8 protein-coding genes are annotated in these 17,180 nt (G+C 65.2%); 7 read left to right on the top strand and 1 reads right to left on the bottom strand.

Features of this window, described 5'->3' with window-relative positions; genetic code table 11:
* Positions 1–98 precede the first annotated feature (98 nt).
* Positions 99–1,001: an AraC family transcriptional regulator gene (locus QF039_RS13600; protein WP_003218429.1), complete on the bottom strand. Its 903-nt coding sequence runs from the start codon at positions 999–1,001 to the stop codon at positions 99–101.
* Between the two features lie 352 nt (positions 1,002–1,353).
* Between QF039_RS13600 and QF039_RS13595 the strand changes: the two genes are divergently transcribed.
* The 7 genes from QF039_RS13595 to QF039_RS13565 are packed head-to-tail and all read left to right on the top strand — an operon-like array spanning position 1,354 to position 17,179.
* Positions 1,354–3,006: a (2,3-dihydroxybenzoyl)adenylate synthase gene (locus QF039_RS13595; protein WP_003218428.1), complete on the top strand. Its 1,653-nt coding sequence runs from the start codon at positions 1,354–1,356 to the stop codon at positions 3,004–3,006.
* On the top strand, positions 2,999–4,747 hold the full coding sequence (locus QF039_RS13590; protein ID WP_003218426.1) for an ABC transporter ATP-binding protein: 1,749 nt from the start codon (positions 2,999–3,001) through the stop codon (positions 4,745–4,747). The genes QF039_RS13595 and QF039_RS13590 overlap by 8 nt, the downstream gene beginning before the upstream one ends.
* Entirely contained in the window at positions 4,744–6,501 is a 1,758-nt protein-coding gene (locus tag QF039_RS13585) for an ABC transporter ATP-binding protein (protein ID WP_003218423.1), read from the top strand. The genes QF039_RS13590 and QF039_RS13585 overlap by 4 nt, the downstream gene beginning before the upstream one ends.
* Positions 6,491–9,898 carry an amino acid adenylation domain-containing protein gene (locus tag QF039_RS13580; RefSeq protein WP_307518820.1) on the top strand — a complete coding sequence of 1,136 codons (3,408 nt, stop codon included), beginning with the start codon at positions 6,491–6,493 and terminating at the stop codon, positions 9,896–9,898. Before QF039_RS13585 ends, QF039_RS13580 begins: the two co-directional genes overlap by 11 nt.
* Positions 9,895–15,318, top strand: a complete 5,424-nt coding sequence (locus QF039_RS13575; protein WP_307518817.1) for a non-ribosomal peptide synthetase — start codon at positions 9,895–9,897, stop codon at positions 15,316–15,318. The genes QF039_RS13580 and QF039_RS13575 overlap by 4 nt, the downstream gene beginning before the upstream one ends.
* Positions 15,315–16,403: a saccharopine dehydrogenase NADP-binding domain-containing protein gene (locus tag QF039_RS13570; RefSeq protein WP_307518815.1), complete on the top strand. Its 1,089-nt coding sequence runs from the start codon at positions 15,315–15,317 to the stop codon at positions 16,401–16,403. Before QF039_RS13575 ends, QF039_RS13570 begins: the two co-directional genes overlap by 4 nt.
* Positions 16,400–17,179 carry a thioesterase II family protein gene (locus QF039_RS13565; protein WP_003218418.1) on the top strand — a complete coding sequence of 260 codons (780 nt, stop codon included), beginning with the start codon at positions 16,400–16,402 and terminating at the stop codon, positions 17,177–17,179. Before QF039_RS13570 ends, QF039_RS13565 begins: the two co-directional genes overlap by 4 nt.
* Position 17,180 lies beyond the last annotated feature (1 nt).

Genomic DNA, 17,180 nt, shown 5'->3' with positions numbered 1-17,180 from the left:
AAACGTATCTCATCCAGGCGTTGTGACGCAGGGCTATTGCTTTGGGTCGAGCGATCATTTCTTTCGTTTGCGGGGCAGGGCGGAACTTTCACAACCCGTCAGCGCAACGCCTTGGGCGAAACCCCGAAACGCTTGCGAAACGCCGTGGAGAAATGCGCCGGGCTGTAACCCACGCGGTACGCGGCGCTGGACACATTGGTCTCACCGCTGGCGAGCAGGCGATAGGCTTCGGCCAGGCGCTGTTCCTGCAAGTACACATAGACACTGGTGCCGAATACCTGACGAAAGCCCGCGGTCAATTTGCGCGGGTTGAGGCCGACTGCGCGAGACAGCTCGGCCAATGACGGCGAAGCCTGCAACGAACCGAGCAACAGGTCGCGGGCGGCATGAATGCGTTCGATGTCCGCTGAGTTGCAATGGGCGTCCTGCACCGGGCGCGACTCGGTTTGCGCGAGAATTCCCTCCACCCCCAGCGCTGTCAGCTCCAGGGCCTTGCCGCCCAGATAGAAGGAGCGGGCAGGGCCCTGCAACGGGCAGGTGAAAATCTGTTGGGCAAGGGCGAGCAACGGTTTGCTCGCGGGCTGGCAGAACATCATCGGCCCGCCGCCGCGTTTATCCAGCAGGCGCTCAGGCTCAAGGCCGACGCTGCGGATCGACGGGAAATCCAGCTGCACGGTGGTGTAGCGCACCGGCACACCACTGGCGAACAGGTGATCGCCACAATGTTCACCCTGGTTGGCCACGGCGCACAGGGTCGGCCCGCGAATCTCCACTTCCTGCTGGCCTTCGACCCGGCAATTGAGCTGGCCGCTGAGCACCAGGATGATCTTCAAACCTTGCCACAGCGGCTCTTGCATCCACATCTGGCTGTCCATCAACACAGTCCCGGCGGACAGGGTGATTTCCGGCACGACGGTGGCGGCACCCGTGTTCAAAGTGTTGGGAAAATTGAGGGTGAAATCCCTTTGGGTCGGTAGCGGCGCAGCGTGTGGGCTGAGCATGGCGGACTCCCTGTGAACCGGAAAAGAGGGGCATACGCTATCAGGAAATTTCTTACCTGTAATTAAGAATGATTATCCTTTAGCCGAAAGCCCGGACCACGCCTCATCGCTGCAGGCCGCAGAAACTCACGCTGTAGCGCAATCAAAAGAAAAAGCCGCGCAAACGAATGTCCTGCCGGTTGCCGTGCTGCGGCTTTTGCCTATTAATAATCACTCTCATTTCCGCAGCCCTTGGCGACTCATGGATGAACCGCTCAATGACCCATTCTCCCTAGCCCTTTTCACCCTTGCCCCGCAGGCCTTTTGTTCACGGCATCGGCCCCTTATTGCCGAAAAAAACTCTGGAGACCCCATGACTATCATTGACGACTGCCCCGATTGGCCCGAAGCGTTTGCCCAACGCTATCGCGACGCAGGCTATTGGCGCGACGAGACCTTTGGCGACCTGCTGCGCAACGCCGCCCGCACCTTTGGCGAGCGTGAAGCGATCACCGATGGAACGCTGCGGGTGAGCTATCGCCAACTGGATCAACGGGTCGATCAACTGGCCGGCGGGTTCTCCCGGCTGGGGTTGGTGGCAGGGGACAACGTGGTGGTGCAACTGCCGAACTGCGTGGGTTTTGTCGAAGTGTGCTTCGCCCTGTATCGCCTCGGCGTACGGCCAATCTTTGCGTTACCGGCCCATCGTCATCTGGAAATCGGCCGCTTCTGCGAGTTTGCCCAGGCCAGGGCATACCTCTGCGCTGACGTCACGGCAGGTTTTGATTATCGGGGCATGGCCCGTGGCTTGAAGGCGGCCCATGGCGACCTTGCGTGGGTGATCGTGGCCGGTGAGGCTGAAGAATTCATCGCGCTCGAAGACCTTTATCTGGACGACCCGCAGCCAACCTTTTCTGCGCCGCCCGCGGATGCCGTCGCGTGTTTCCAGTTGTCCGGTGGCTCCACCGGCGTGCCGAAACTGATCCCGCGTCGCCACAATGAATACCTCTACAACGTGCGGACCAGCGCCGAACGTTGCGGCCTGACCGACGCCACGGTGTACCTCGCCGCGCTGCCCATGGCCCATAACTTTCCCATGTGCTGCCCGGGGTTCATGGGCACCTTGCTGATGGGCGGCCGTGTGGTGCTGAGCGGCTCGCCAAGCGCCGAAACCTGCTTCGCCCTGATCGAGCATGAACGCGTGACCCATACCGCGCTGGTGCCGCCACTGGTGCTGGTCTGGCTGGATGCCGCCCAGGCGCGCGGGCAGGGCCTGCCAGGATTGCAACTGCTGCAAGTCGGCGGCGCCAAACTGAGCTTCGAGGCTGCCCGCCGCGTGGAACCCACCCTCGGCTGCCGCTTGCAGCAAGTGTTCGGCATGGCCGAGGGGCTGATTTGCTATACCGACCCCAACGACCCACCGCAACGAGTCCTGCACACCCAGGGCAAACCCATGTCCCCGGGCGACGAAATCCGGGTGGTGGACGACAACGAACAGGACGTGATACAGGGCCAGGTCGGCCAATTGCTGACCCGTGGTCCGTACACGATTCGCGGTTACTACCGCCACCCTGCGCACAACGCCCAGGCGTTTACCACTGACGGTTTCTACCGCACCGGCGACCGGGTAATGCTCACCGACGACGGCTACCTGATGGTCGAAGGTCGCGACAAGGACGTGATCAACCGTGGCGGCGAAAAGATCGCCGCCGAAGAAGTCGAAAACCTCCTGCTCAGCCATCCTGCCGTCGCCGATGTGGCCTTGGTGGCGATGCCGGACGCCTACCTCGGCGAACGCACCTGCGCCTTCGTGATTCCCCGTGGCACGGCACCGCGCCCGCCGGAACTGCTGCGCCATCTGCGTGAGCAAGGGTTGGCGGCCTTCAAGCTGCCGGACCGCTTCGAATTTATCCCCGGTTTCCCGCAAACCGGCGTGGGCAAGGTCAGCCGCAAGCACCTGCGGGAGGCTATCCAGCAGCTGTATTTCGGGGCAAAACAACCTGAGGGAAGCGCCGCCCGTGGCTGATCAAGACTCGCTGCGTGAACTGCTCGCGCCTGTACGTGGCCGGTTGATCTGCGCCATGCTGCTGCAAGCCCTGGCGACCCTGATCGGCCTGCTGCCGTTGATCGCGGTGGCGGAGTTGGCGCCGTCGTTGCTGGACGGAAAACTCGATCTGCACGATGGGTTCTGGTGGTTGTTGGCCGGTGCGGGCGCTTTGCTGTTGCGCATGCTCGGGCTGGCTGCCGCCTTGCAGATGACCCACCTGGCCGACAGCGACCTGCAACGCCAGGTTCGCCAACGGCTGGCCGCGCATTTGGCGCGGGTTCCGCTGGCTTGGTTCAGCGCCCGTGGTGGGCAAAAAGTCGACCGTGTTTTGCTCGACGACGTAGGTGCGCTGCATCAACTGGTGGCGCACTTGCCAAACAACCTCGCCGCCGCATTGGTGGCGCCCCTGGCGTGCCTGTTGTACCTGCTGACGGTAAGTGTGCCGATGACCGTTGTGGTGCTGCTGCCTCCAGCGCTGGCGCTGTGGCGACTGCGAGCCTTGCGCTCCCAGGCTTATCGGGATGACCAGAAGGCACTGGGCGCCGCGCTGGGCAACCTGTCCCTGGCCACCCAGCAGTTTGTGCAGAGCATCGCCATGGTCAAGTCATTCGGCCGGGCCGATCGGGTGCAGTCAAAGTTCTTCGGTGCGGTGGAACGTTTCGCCAGTTTCTTTTCCTGCTGGGCCCAACGCTGGGCCGGGCTTGGGGCGAGTGTCGAGGTGCTGCTTTCGCCGTTGCTGGTGCTGGCCCTGGTGCTGTTGGGCGGTGCGTCGCTGGTGGCTGGCGGTTGGCTGATGCCGGTGCAACTGCTGCCGTTCCTGCTGCTGGGGCCGGCCCTGGCAGCGCCGGTCGCGGCCGTCGGGCATGGTGCGGATGCACTGGTGCAGGGCCGCATGGCCGCCAGCCGTATCGCCACCGTGCTCAACAGCGCGACGTTGACGCAACCTCGCGAATCCCGCGAGCCCAAGGGCCGCCAGGTGAGCTTTGAAGGCGTGGACTTTCGCTACCCCGACGGCACGCAGGTGCTGCATGACATTGACCTGGATCTACCGCCCGGCACGCTGACCGCATTGGTGGGCGACTCGGGCGCCGGCAAATCCACCCTGGCCACTTTGCTTGCGCGCTTTGCCGATGTGAGTGCCGGGGCGATCCGCATCGGCGACGTCGACCTGCGGGACATGCACAGCGCCACCTTGTATCGCCAGGTCGCCTTTGTGTTCCAGGATGTGCGCCTGCTGCGCACCAGCGTCCTCGACAACCTGCGCCTGGCGCGCCCCGACGCCACGCAAATCGAGGTGGAAGCCGCCGCCCGGGCCGCGCAGATTCACCAGCGCATCCTCGCGCTGCCCCAGGGGTATCACACCGTCCTCGGAGCCGGCGTGCAACTGTCCGGCGGTGAAGTGCAACGCCTGGGCATTGCCCGGGCGATGCTCAGTGAAGCGCCGATCCTGATTCTCGATGAAGCCACCGCCGCCAGTGATCCTGAATCCGAAGCCGCGATCCAGCAGGCGCTGTCTCGCCTGGCCCGTGCCCGCACGGTGCTGGTAATCGCCCACCGCTTGAGCAGCATCCAGGACGCCGACCAGATCGTCGTGCTGCAAGGCGGGCGGATTGTCGAGCGCGGTACGCATCACGGCTTGCTGGACCAGCAGGGCACTTACGCCGGGCTGTGGGCCGCTGAGCAGTTTTCGGCGGCCGCACTGAAGAGGGCACGGGCATGATTCGCGCGCTGTTACGCAGCCTGCAACCCCGTGAAGCCGGCTTGTTGCGGCGTGCGCTGATGGCGATGGCGTTGAGTGCGTTGGCCCAGGGCGCAGCGTTGGCGTTGTTGCCGATGGCCTTTGCCCAGTGGTTCGGCAACACCACGCCTTGGGCCTGGGCCATCGGTTTCACCGGCATGGCCTTGTTGTGCCTCTGGCTGCGCCGGTATGCCCAGCTGGCGGGCTATCGCGCCGGTGCCGAAGCAGCCCAGGCGTTGAACCGACGCATTGGTGACAAGCTGGTGCAACTGCCGCTGGAATGGTTTGTGGAGCGGCGCAGCGCTGAACTGAATCGCCTGGTGACTCACACCGTGCTGCAAATCATGAGCACCCCGGCGCACCTTTTGCAGCCAATGGCCAATGCGCTGTTGACGCCTTTGGCACTCCTGCTGGCGCTGTTTTTCTACGACCGCTCCATGGCGTTGGCGGCACTGGCCGCGTTGCCGTTGCTGGTGCTGGTGTACCACTGGGGCGTGCGCTGGGGCGGGCAAGCTGAAGCACTGAGCGAAGCCGCAGCCAATGAAGCGGCGGCCCGGGTGATGGAGTTTCTGCGCCAGCAACCGTTGCTGCGCTCCAGCGGGCGCACCGAGCAAGGTTTCGACCTGCTCACCGAGGCCCTGGCCCAGCAGCAACAGGCACAGCGTCACGCCCACTGGCGCACTTTTCCCGCCGCGCTGGGTTTGGCGGTGGTGTTGCAGGCCGGCTACAGCGCCATCCTGTTATGCGGCCTGTATGCCGTGTTGGGTGGCACCCTCGATGCGGCGAAGTTCCTGGCGCTGGCGATTCTCGCCACCTGCCTGGTGGAGCCAATGGGCGCGCTGGTCAACCTCGGTACCACGTTGCGCCAGACCCGCCACGGCTTGAATCGCCTGCGCCACCTGCTGCAGATGCCGGGGTTGCCTGAGCCTCTCGAACCCCAACCTGCCCTGGGTTACGACGTGCAAGTGCGGGACGTAGGACTGGTCCGCCAGGGCCAGGCGATCTTGCAAGGCATCGACTTCACGTTGCAGGAGCGTTCGCTGAACCTGGTGGTGGGGGCGTCCGGCTCCGGCAAGTCCAGCCTGTTGCGCCTGCTGGCGCGCTTCAGCGATGTAAGCAGTGGCGCGATTCACCTCGGCGGTGTCGACCTGCGGCAACTGTCGGCCCTGGCCCGAGATACCCAGGTCGCCTTGATGTTCCAGGACAGCCCGCTGTTGCCGGGCAGCCTGCTGGACAACCTGCTGCTGGGCCGCCCCGACGCCAGCGAAGAGCAATGGCAGCACGCCGCCCGCGCCACCGGCCTCGACCGCCTCGCCGAGCGCCTGCCCCAGGGCTGGCACACCGTGCTGGGCGAGCAGGGCGTCAGCCTGTCCGGCGGCGAGCGCCAATGCCTGGCGTTGTCGCGGGTGTTGCTCAAGGACGCGTCGCTGATCCTGCTGGACGAGCCGACCGCCGCCCTCGATGCCATCAGCGAGGCGCGGGTCAATCGGACCCTGTTGCAACTGGCCCGCCGGCACACGGTGGTGCTGGTCACCCACAAACCGACCTTGGCGCCCCATGCCGACCAGATTCTGCTGCTCGACCACGGCCAGTTGGCCCAGGTCGGCCGCCATGACGCGTTGATGGCCACGCCCGGCCGTTACCGCGAGTTGTTCCACGAGCGCGAAGCGATCAATCGCTGGCGCTTGCGCCCAGACCCTACCGTTCCCCAAAGGACCGTCCCCCATGACCGATAACCCATCACTGGCATGCGTTCATCCTGCACCCGGCGGCCTCGCACACAGCCCCGAGGCGCTGTGCGCCGGTGTCGCGCAGTTGCTCGACTATGCCCCCCAGGACCTGGAGCCCGATGCCTCGCTGATCGAGCAGGGCCTGGACTCGGTGAGCATGATGCGCCTGCCGGCCTTGCTCGCCCGCGAAGGTGTGCAGGTGAGCTTTGCCGAACTGATTGAGCAGCCGACCCTTGAGGCCTGGTGGTTGCTGATCGACCGCCGTCGCGGGCAGGCGACGCACCTCAAGCCCGTCGCCGCCGACAACGATTTCGCCCTCACACCGTTGCAGCAGGCTTATTGGTTTGGTCGCGACCCGGCCATGCCGCTGGGGGGCGTTGGCTGTCACCTGTATCAGGAGCTGGACGGGTATCAGGTCGACGCTCAACGCCTGGAAAGCGCGGTGATGCGCCTGACTCACCGCCATCCCATGCTGCGCGCCTGTTTCCCGAACGCCACTTGCCAGCGCGTGCTGCCGACCAGCCCGTGGCCTGGGTTGACCGTGCATGAACGGCCGGATGAGTTGGCCTTGCGTGAGCGCCTGGCCCACCGCTGCCTGGATGTGCGCCAGGGCGAGGTGTTTGATGTGCAACTCAGCCGCTTGCCCGACGGCCGCAGCCGGGTGCACCTGAACATCGATTTGCTGGTGGCGGACGTCCTGAGTATCAGCGTACTGCTGCGGGATCTGGCGCTGATCTACAGCGGGCAAGAGGCGCAGCTGCCACGTCTGGAATGGGATTTTGCCCACTACCTGGGCGCCACCCGAACCAGCGATGCCGGCGCGCGGGACTACTGGCTGCAACGTCTGGATGACCTGCCCGACGGCCCGCAACTCCCCTTGGCACACGAGCCGCAATCCCTCGGCCCGCCGCGTTTTCGTCGCCTGGCGATGCGCCTCGGCCGCGCGCAGTTGCGAGCCCTGGAAGACCAGGCCCGCCAACACGGCCTGACCCTGGCCAGCGTGCTGTGCTGCGCCTATACCCAAGTGCTGGGCCGCTGGAGCGCCAGCCAGCATTTCCTGTTGAACGTGCCGCTGTTCAACCGCCAGGAGCTGCACCCCTGCGTCCCGCATCTGCTGGCGGATTTTTCCAACCTGGTGCTGCTGGAGATCGACCAGCGCCAGGCGGGTTCTTTCGCGCAGCAGGCGCAAGCCCTGCAACGCCAACTGCACCGCGACATCGCCCACAGCGCCTGGCCTGGTGTGGAAGTGCTGCGTGAGTTGTCCCGCACCCGGCAAGGCGGCGCCCCCGTAGTGTTTGCCTGCAACCTTGGCGAAGCGTTTGTCGACGCCACTTGCCGGCAGCACCTGGGCGAACCGGGCTGGGCCTTGTCGCAAACGCCCCAAGTGTGGCTTGACCACCAGAGCTATCCGCTGCCCGATGGCCTGTTGCTCAACTGGGACGGGGTAGATGCGCTGTTCCCCGAAGGCCTGCTGGACGAAATGTTCACCGCCTATGGCGACCTGCTGGCGTGGCTGTGTACCGGTGACTGGCGCCAACCCGCGCCGCTGCCGTTGCCCCAAGGCCAGCAAGAGGTCCGTGCAGCGGTCAACCACACGCCCTGGGCCTATGACAAAGGCTTGCTGCACGATGGCTTTTTCCAACAGGCGCAGGTGCACCCGCAGCGGGTGGCATTGATCACCGAGGACGCTGAGTTGAGTTACGCCGAGCTGGCGGCCCAGGCCCTGCAAGTGGCAGGTGCCCTGCGCCAGTGGGGGATTGAACCGGGTGATACGGTGGCGATCACCTTGCCCAAAGGCCAGGCGCAAATCGTTGCGGTGCTCGGCATATTGGCGGCGGGCGCGGTGTATGTGCCGGTGGGTATCGAACAGCCGGCAGCCCGTCGCGACATGATCTATCAACGCGCCGGAGCCAAGGTGGTGATCACCGATACGGCCCACCGTGATCGCGGTGTATGGCTGGCGGACTTGCAAGTGGTGGACCTGGCCCAGGCGCGTTCGGCCAGGGCCCTGAAACAACCGATCGAGGTGGCGCCGGACGCACTGGCCTATGTGATTTTTACCTCTGGCACTACCGGCGAACCCAAGGGCGTCGAGGTTTCCCACCAGGCGGCGCTGAACACCGTCGCCGCGATCAACCGGCGTTATCAGGTGGGCGCGGATGACCGTGTGCTCGGGGTTTCCGCCCTCGATTTCGACCTGTCGGTGTACGACCTGTTTGGCCTGCTGAGTGTCGGTGGCGCCGTGGTGCTGCCAGCGGATGCGCGGCGCAAGGAGCCGTCCGAATGGTTGCGGCTGATCCGCCAGCAGCGCGTGACCCTGTGGAACTCGGTACCGGCGTTGCTCGACATGCTGACCCTCAAGGCCCGCGAGCCGAATGCCCTGAGCGGATTACGCCTGGCGATGGTCTCGGGTGACTGGGTCGGGCTGGACCTGCCACGCCGCCTGCGATTGGCAGCCGGCGAAAGCGCCCGGTTCGCCGCTCTCGGCGGCGCCACTGAAGCGGCCATCTGGTCCAACGTCCAGGACGTCGACGAAGTGCCGGCTCACTGGCTCTCGATTCCCTACGGCAAACCCCTGGATAACCAAAGCTTTCGAGTCGTCGACAGCCAGGGCCGCGATTGCCCGGACTGGGTGGCGGGGGAGTTGTGGATCGGCGGCGCCGGGGTTGCCCAGGGCTATCGTGGCCTGCCGCATCTCAGCGCCCAACGCTTCGTCGAGCACGCCGGGCAACGCTGGTACCGCACCGGCGATCAGGGCCGTTATTGGCCCGACGGCAGCCTCGAATTTCTCGGGCGTATGGACCAGCAGGTCAAGGTCCGTGGCTTCCGCATCGAACTCAGTGAGATCGACGTGGCCCTGGAACGCCATCCGGCCGTCAGTCGTGCCGTCACCCTGGTGTTGCCCGGGGCCAACCCGCAGTTGGCAGCAACCCTGATGGGCGACGCGCTGCCGGATGCCGAAGCCATGCGCCAGTGGCTCTGCCAATGGTTGCCGGAACACATGTTGCCGGACCACTGGCTGAACCTCACCGAACTGCCCCTGAGCGCCAACGGCAAGGTCGACCGCGCCGCACTGCTGTGGCTGGTGCAGGAGCAACGCAAGGGCGCCAGACCCGAGCATGAAGACGCGCCTCAAGGCGAAGCCGAACAACTGTTGGCCGGGCTCTGGCGCGAATTGCTCGACATTCCCCTGGTGGGACGCAACCAGGGCTTTTTCGCCCTCGGCGGCAACAGTCTGTTGGCCGCTCGCCTGATCGAACGTATCGCCCGACAGTTCGACGTCGAACTGTCGCTGAAGGACTTTTTCAACGCGGCCACCGTCGCCCGCCAGGCCCAATGGCTTGTCGCCCGACGAGAACAGGACCACGTCAACCGGAACGCAATGGTGGAGGGTGCGCTATGACACTGCAGCAACTGCAACAGGACCTCGAAGCACTGGGTGTGGAACTCTGGGAAGAGCAGGGCCGCCTGCGCTACCGGGCGCCCGCCGGGGTGATGGATGAAGGCCGCCTGCAACAATTGCGCGAACACAAGGACGCGTTGTTGCAGCAATTGATGGAACCGGTGATGCCCACCGTCTCGGCCGACCTGGCTGCCCGCAGCGAACCGTTTCCGCTGACCGACGTGCAGGCCGCTTACCTGATGGGCCGCACCCAGGCATTCAGCTACGGCGGGGTGGCGTGCCACGGTTACCTGGAATTTGAACTCAGGGAACTGGACCCGGCGCGCCTGGAGCAGGCATGGAACCATCTGATTGCGCGTCACGACATGCTGCGGGCGGTGGTGCTGGAAGACGGCTACCAACAAATCCTGCCCCAGGTGCCGCATTACCTGATCGCCCGGCATGACCTGCGCGAAGACGACGGCCGTGCACTGGCCGCTCTGCGCGAACGCATGGAAATTCGCCTGGCGTCGCCCCAGCAGTGGCCGCTGATCGAGTTGTGCGTCAGCCAGGGCCGTGAACATGCGCGCCTGCATCTCTCAGTGGATCTGCTGGTGTGCGACTACCAGAGCGTGCGCATGCTGTTGGCCGAGTTGCAGCAGGTCTATCGTGGCGAAGCCTTGCCGCCGGCGGCGCCCATCAGTTTTCGCGACTACGTACTGGGCGAGCGCCGGTTGCGGGAACAGCCGCGTTACCAGCGTGACCGCCAGTACTGGTGGGCGCGGGTCGACAGCCTGCCCGGTGCTCCGGAATTGCCCATGCAGGGCGCTCCCAGCGGACCGCGTTTCGAGCGCCGCGCCCTGAACCTGGAGGCCCGGGATTTCAACGCCCTGCGCCTGAATGCAGCGGCGGCCGGCGTGGGTGCGTCGGCGGCGATTCTTTCCTGCTATGCCGAAACCCTGGGGCGCTGGAGCCGCAAGGGGCATTTCTGCTTGAGCCTGACCTTGCTCAATCGCCTGTCGCTGCACCCGCAGGTCGATCGGCTGGTGGGGGATTTCAGCTCGGTGGAATTGCTGGAAGTCCAGACCCTGCAAGGCGGCAGCTTTGGTGAACGCAGCCAGCAGTTGCAGGAGCGACTGTGGCAAGACATGGACCACCGCCTGTGTTCCGGCATTGAAGTACTGCGCGAACTGGCGCGGCGCAAAGGCCGTGATGCGGCCTTGATGCCCTATGCCTTCACCAGCACCCTGGGCGCCGGTGGCGAAAGTGGCGGCGGGGCATTTATGCCCGGCGCAGAACTGGTGCACGGCATCAGCCAGACCCCGCAAGTGTTGATTGATTGCCAGGTCAGCGAGCGCGACAACGGCCTGTTCATCAATTGGGACATTCGCCAGGGCGTGTTCAATGAGGCCATGCTGGAAGCGATGTTCGACACCTTCGAACGTCTGCTCAAGCGCTTGGCGCGGGAGCCTTCGGCCTGGACCCTGGACGATTGCCTTGAACTGCCGGCACCCCAGCGACTGGTGCGGGAGTTGATCAACCAGACGGCGCAGCCGATTCCCCCAGGCTTGCTGCATGAACCGTTCTTTCGCCAGGCCCGGGCGCAACCCCAACGTGTCGCCCTGATCCAGGGCGCGCGACAGCTCACTTACGCGCAACTCGCCGCCCGTGCCGAGGCGATTGCCGAGCAGTTACTGGATGGCGGTTGCCAGCCCGGCGAGCGGGTCGCGGTATGCATGGAAAAAGGCATCGACCAGGTGGTCGGTGTACTCGGGATCTTGCGGGCCGGCGCGGCGTACCTGCCGCTGGACACTAATCAGCCGATGGCGCGGCGCGCGTTGATTCTTGAGAACGCCGAGGTCAGCCGGGTGCTCAGCCAGTCGTGGTTGAGCGAGGACGTGGCCTGGCCCGCCCAGGTGACCCAGTGCATACCCGTTGATCAGGCCGCAGCCAGTGCCGGACGTGAACTGCCGGCGCCGCAGGTGACACCGCAACAACTTGCCTACGTGATCTACACCTCCGGCTCCACCGGGATTCCGAAGGGTGTGATGATCAGTCACCAGGCGGCCCTCAACACGGTGGTGGATATCAATCAGCGCTTCGCCATCGGCGCCGAAGACCGGGTACTCGCCTTGGCCAGCCTGGGCTTCGACCTCTCGGTGTACGACATCTTCGGCCTGCTGGCCGTAGGTGGCGCCCTGGTGTTGCCCGACGCCGGACGCCGCGCCGACCCGTCCCACTGGGCCGAATGCGCCCGCGAGCACGGTGTGACCCTGTGGAACTCGGTGCCCGCGCAGTTGCAGATGCTTGCCCATTACCTGCAAGCCGTGCCGGCCGCGGCACCTCAGAGCCTGCGCCTGGCCTTGCTGTCCGGCGACTGGATCCCGCTGAACCTGCCCGCCGAAATCGCTGCGTTGTTGCCTGAGCTCCAACTGATCAGCCTGGGCGGCGCCACAGAAGCGGCGATCTGGTCGATTGCCTATCCAATCACCGAGGTGGACGCACAATGGCGCAGCATTCCCTACGGCGCGCCGCTGGCCAATCAACGCTTCATGGTGCTCGACGAACAAGGCCGCGATCGCCCGCAAGGCGTTGCCGGTGAGCTGTTCATCGCCGGCACGGGGTTGGCGATGGGGTACCTGGGGGACGCGGAGAAAACCGCCGAGCGTTTTATCGAGCATGCCCACAGCGGCGAGCGGCTGTACCGCACCGGCGACCTGGGGCGCTACCTTGAAAGCGGGTTGATTGAGTTCCTTGGCCGTGAGGATTTCCAGGTCAAGGTTCGCGGGCATCGCATCGAGTTGGCGGAAGTCGAAAGTGCCTTGCTCAGTCATCCTCATGTCGAATCGGCCGTGGTGGTCGCTGCGGGCGAGGGCGCGTTCGAGCGGCGTTTGCAGGCCTGCGTGCGCGGGACTTTGCGTGATACTCCATTGCCTTGGCCGACCCGGTTGGCACCCAACGCCTTGGCGGCGGCCAACGGCGTGAAAGGCCAACTGACGGAAGCGCTGATTACGCAGATGTCCGATTGCGTCGAGCGTGCCGCGTTGCTCTCCATGGGCCTGGCCCTGCAACGCCCGGGGCTGTTTGATCAACCGGGCGTCGAGCACGACCTGGCCCAGATCATGAGCCTGTGCGAAGTGGCGCCACGCAACGAACGGCTGATCCGCCGCTGGCTGCAAGCGCTGCATCGCGAACAACTGGTAGACCGCAACCCAGGCACCGGCGCCTATTCGTCACTGCGGGTCTCGGGTGCTGAATACCGTCAGCTGTGGCAGCGCATCGAGGCGCTGGAACCGAGTGTGGGCTGGGGCGGTGAAGTGCTGCGCTACCTGCGGGAAAGCCAGGAGCAATTGCCTGCCCTGATGAGCGACCGGCTCGACCCGTTGCACTTGCTGTTTCCCGAAGGCCGTACCGACACCGCCGAAGGCGCCTATCGCAAGAACCTGATCAGCCAGTACCTGAACCAGGCGGTGTGTGCGGCGGTGCAGGAAATCGCCGCACTGCAACCGGCGGGCCGGCGTCTGCAGTTGCTGGAAATCGGCGCAGGCGTGGGCGGCACCAGTGCCGACCTGATTCCGGCCCTGGACGGCTTGGCGGTGGACTACCAGTTCACCGACCTGTCGCAGTTTTTCCTCAACGAAGCGCGGGAGCATTTCGTCGAGTTTCCGTGGGTCAGCTACGGGCTGTTTGACCTGAACCTCGACCACTGGGCCCAAGGCATCGCCGCCAACTCCCTGGATGTGATTCTGTGTGCCAACGTGCTGCACAACTCGCGGCATGCCAGCCAGGTACTCGCCCGGCTGCGGGAAATGCTCGCCCCCGGCGGCTGGCTGATCTTTATCGAAGCCACCCGCGACACCTACCAGATCATGGCGTCCATGGAGTTCAAGGAGGGCCTGACCGCGTTCGAGGATTTCCGCGCCGAGCAGGACACCACGTTCATCCGCCGCGAGCAGTGGCAGCAACTGTTGCAGGAAGCCGGCGCGCAGACGCCGCTGTGCATGCCGGCAGCTGACGATGCGATGTCACAGATCGGCCAGCACCTGTTCATCACGCGCTTCAAGACCGAGCGCCAGACCCTTGAGCCGGAGGCGTTGCGCGCGCATCTGGGCCAGCGCCTGCCGGATTACATGGTACCCACCGAGTGGCGGGTACTGGATGAAATGCCGCTGACGGTCAACGGCAAAGTCGACCGCCAGGCGTTGGCCAACCTCGGCATGGCCCAGGCCACGCAACAGGCCAACAGCGGGGCTGCACCGCTGGATGCGCTGGAGCGCAGTATCGCAGAGGTCTGGCAAACCCTGTTGCGGGTGCCCAGTGTGGGCCGTGAACAGGGCTTCTTTGAGTTGGGCGGTGATTCATTGCTGGTGGCGCAGGTGGTTGGTCGCCTGCGGGAAAGCCTGCCCCAGGCCCGTAACGTGCCCTGGGGGGATTTGCTGCGCCAGTTGATCAACCAGCCCACCGTTGCGGCCCTGGCGGATTACCTGCGGGGGCAGGGCAGCGAGAGCCTGTCGCCGCTGGTGCGGATTCGTGAGGAGGCGCAAGGCCCGGCGCGGATCTTTGTCCATGATGGCAGCGGCACCCTGGCACCGTATCGCGCGCTGTTTGCTGCACTCGGGGAAGAAGCGCCACTGGAGGGGCTGGTGCTCAATGATGTACCGGGTTACCTGGCTCTGGCACCGGCTACGGCGATTCGTGAACTGGCCGAGCGTTATGCCGACACCTTGCACGCCGAAGGCCGGCGCCAGGTGAGCATCGTCGGTTATTGCCTCGGCGGGTTGCTGGCGACGGAGCTGGCGTCATGCCTCGCGGCGAGGGACATCGAGGTGCTGCAACTGACAGTGATCAGCAGCTACCGCGTGCCGTTCATGATCGAGGATGACCTGCTGGCGGAGTACGTGTTCGCCCGCGTGATGCAGGCCGACCCGCACACCTTGGGTTACCCGGTGGATGAACAGGCGATGGAGCGGGCGATTGCCAAGGTGCTGCGCCAAACTCCGGGCCGCGTGCCCCAAGGTGCGTTGCTGGCGCTGCAGGATGAGCCCGACTGTGCCACGGCCCTGGCCTGCCTGCGGGCCCTGGCATCCAAGTCGGCAGATGAGCGCTTGCAGGCAATTGCAGACGCGATGCGCCACGCCGGCTCGCAACTGAGCGACCTGGACTGGCTGCGCGAGCAACTGCAGGTGCTGCGCCACAGCCTGGCCGCCGTCGCCTTGCATCAGGCCACGCCTTACGACGGTGACATGGTGTTTATCCGCCAGTGCGGTGAAGTCCAGGTACTGCCCGGCATGCACCGCGACATGAGCCAATACTGGCAGGCCCTGTGCCTTGGCGAATTGCAGGTGGTGGACGTGCCGGGCGACCACTTCAGCTGCATGCAGAGCCCCCAGGTCGAAGCCGTGGCCCGCGCGTTCGAACGGCTGGCGCAGGTGGCGGCGTGAGAGTCGGGATTGTAGGCGGCTATGGGCATGTCGGTCGGCTGGTTGCGCGGGTGCTGGTCGGTCATTGCCGCTTGCGCCTGGGCGGTCGCGACCCTGGGCAAGGGCAGCGTTTTAACGACGGCGAGTTGAACGGGCAGGCCGAGATCCGTGAAGTGGACCTGTGGGACGCCCAAAGCCTGGCGGCGTTTTGCAGCGGCTGCGACCTGCTGATCAATTGCGCGGGCCCCAGCTACCAGGTGCTCGACCGGGTGGCGCTGGCCGCTTTGGCCAGTGGCGCCGATTACATCGATGTCGGCGGCGATGATCCGCTGCATCAGCTGCTGCCCGCTCAGTTGCCGCCGGGTCGTCGTGTGGTGTTATCAGCCGGCATGTTGCCCGGGCTGTCGGGGTTGTTTCCCAAGGTGCTTGCGGCGTCGTTCGAGCGCGTCGATGCCGTGCATTGCTATGCCGTCGGACTTGGGCGGTTGTCGACAACGGCGGCCGAGGACTTTCTATTGAGCCTCGGCAACGGCTATGGCCAGGCCTCGATGGGCTGGTGCGATGGCCGTGCAATCAAGTCCGCCGTACTCGTCGATGAACACTTCGAGCGGCCCTGGCTGGTGGGCGGTCCCGTAACGGCCCACCCGTATCTAACCACTGAGCAACAGCGCTTGTTTACTGACTTGCGGGTGCGCGAAGCCCAGGCCTACAACCTGTTCGACGGCGGCCACCTGCGGGCCGCACTCGGGCGCATTCAGGGCTCGCCACCGGCTCTGCGACACACGGCAGAGAACATTGCCGCCCTGGTACAGGCCAGTGCGCTGGACCTGGCAGGGCGCACGCCTTACCAGTTGCTCGCAGTCGAAATGGCAGGCCTGCAACACGGCGAACCGCAGCAGGCCACCGCCTGGTTGCGTGCCGCCGACGGCTCGGCGTTGACCGGCACAGTGGCGGCAATCTGCGCCCTGCAACTGGCCAAACTGCCCGAAGGCACGCACTACGCTGCTCAGGTGATGGACGCCGATGACTGCTTGCGCCAGGTGCTGCGCTGGTTGCCGCAGACCCGGATCCACGTCACCACTGAACTGGAGGAGGGCGTGTTATGAAGAAAATCCCCAGCCCATGGCTGCGACGTTACCCGCAGCATCAAACGCCGCGTTGCCGATTGGTCTGCCTGCCCCACGCCGGCGGCAGCGCGGGATTTTTCAGCGGTTGGCAGGCACTGTTGCCGGCTGACATCGAACTGGTCAGCGTGCAATACCCCGGCCGCGAAGAGCGCCTGAGTGAAACCTGGCCCGGCAGCCTGGAATGGATGGCGGGCACTATTACCCGGGCGCTGTGGGACCTGTCCGACCGGCCGCTGGTGCTGTTCGGCCACAGCATGGGTGCGGCGCTGGCCTATGAGGTGACGCGGCGCCTGAACCGCCAGGGCAAGGACCTGCAACGGCTGATCGTCTCCGCCCATCCGGCCCCTCACCGGCAACGTCACAGCCAATTGCACCAGGGCCCGGATGCCGGTCTGCTGGCGGATGTGCGGCGCCTGTCGGGTGGTGCGCCATCACCCCTGGACGAACCCGAGATGCAGGCACTTTACCTGCCCGCATTGCGCAATGATTACCGCCTGATCGAAAACTACTGCGGCGATATCAGCGAGCTGCTGGACGTGCCAGTGAGCGTATGCCTGGGCAGCACCGACCGCGAAGTCGATCGGGAGGAAGCCCATGCCTGGTCGGAAGTGACGCGCCAGGTCACCGACTTTCGAACCTTCAACGGCGGGCATTTTTACCTGCGCGACAGCCAGGCCGACCTGATCGAGCACCTGGAACTGTTGCTGGGCAGCCCCGCCGAACCGGCGTGGCAGTGCTGGCCGTCGACCCCATGAC

The sequence above is a fragment of the Pseudomonas sp. W2I6 genome (genome assembly GCF_030815935.1).
In the GTDB taxonomy this organism is placed as follows: Bacteria; Pseudomonadota; Gammaproteobacteria; order Pseudomonadales; family Pseudomonadaceae; genus Aquipseudomonas.
Note: the sequence above shows the minus strand (reverse complement) of the source record. Positions and strands in the feature narration are given on the sequence as shown.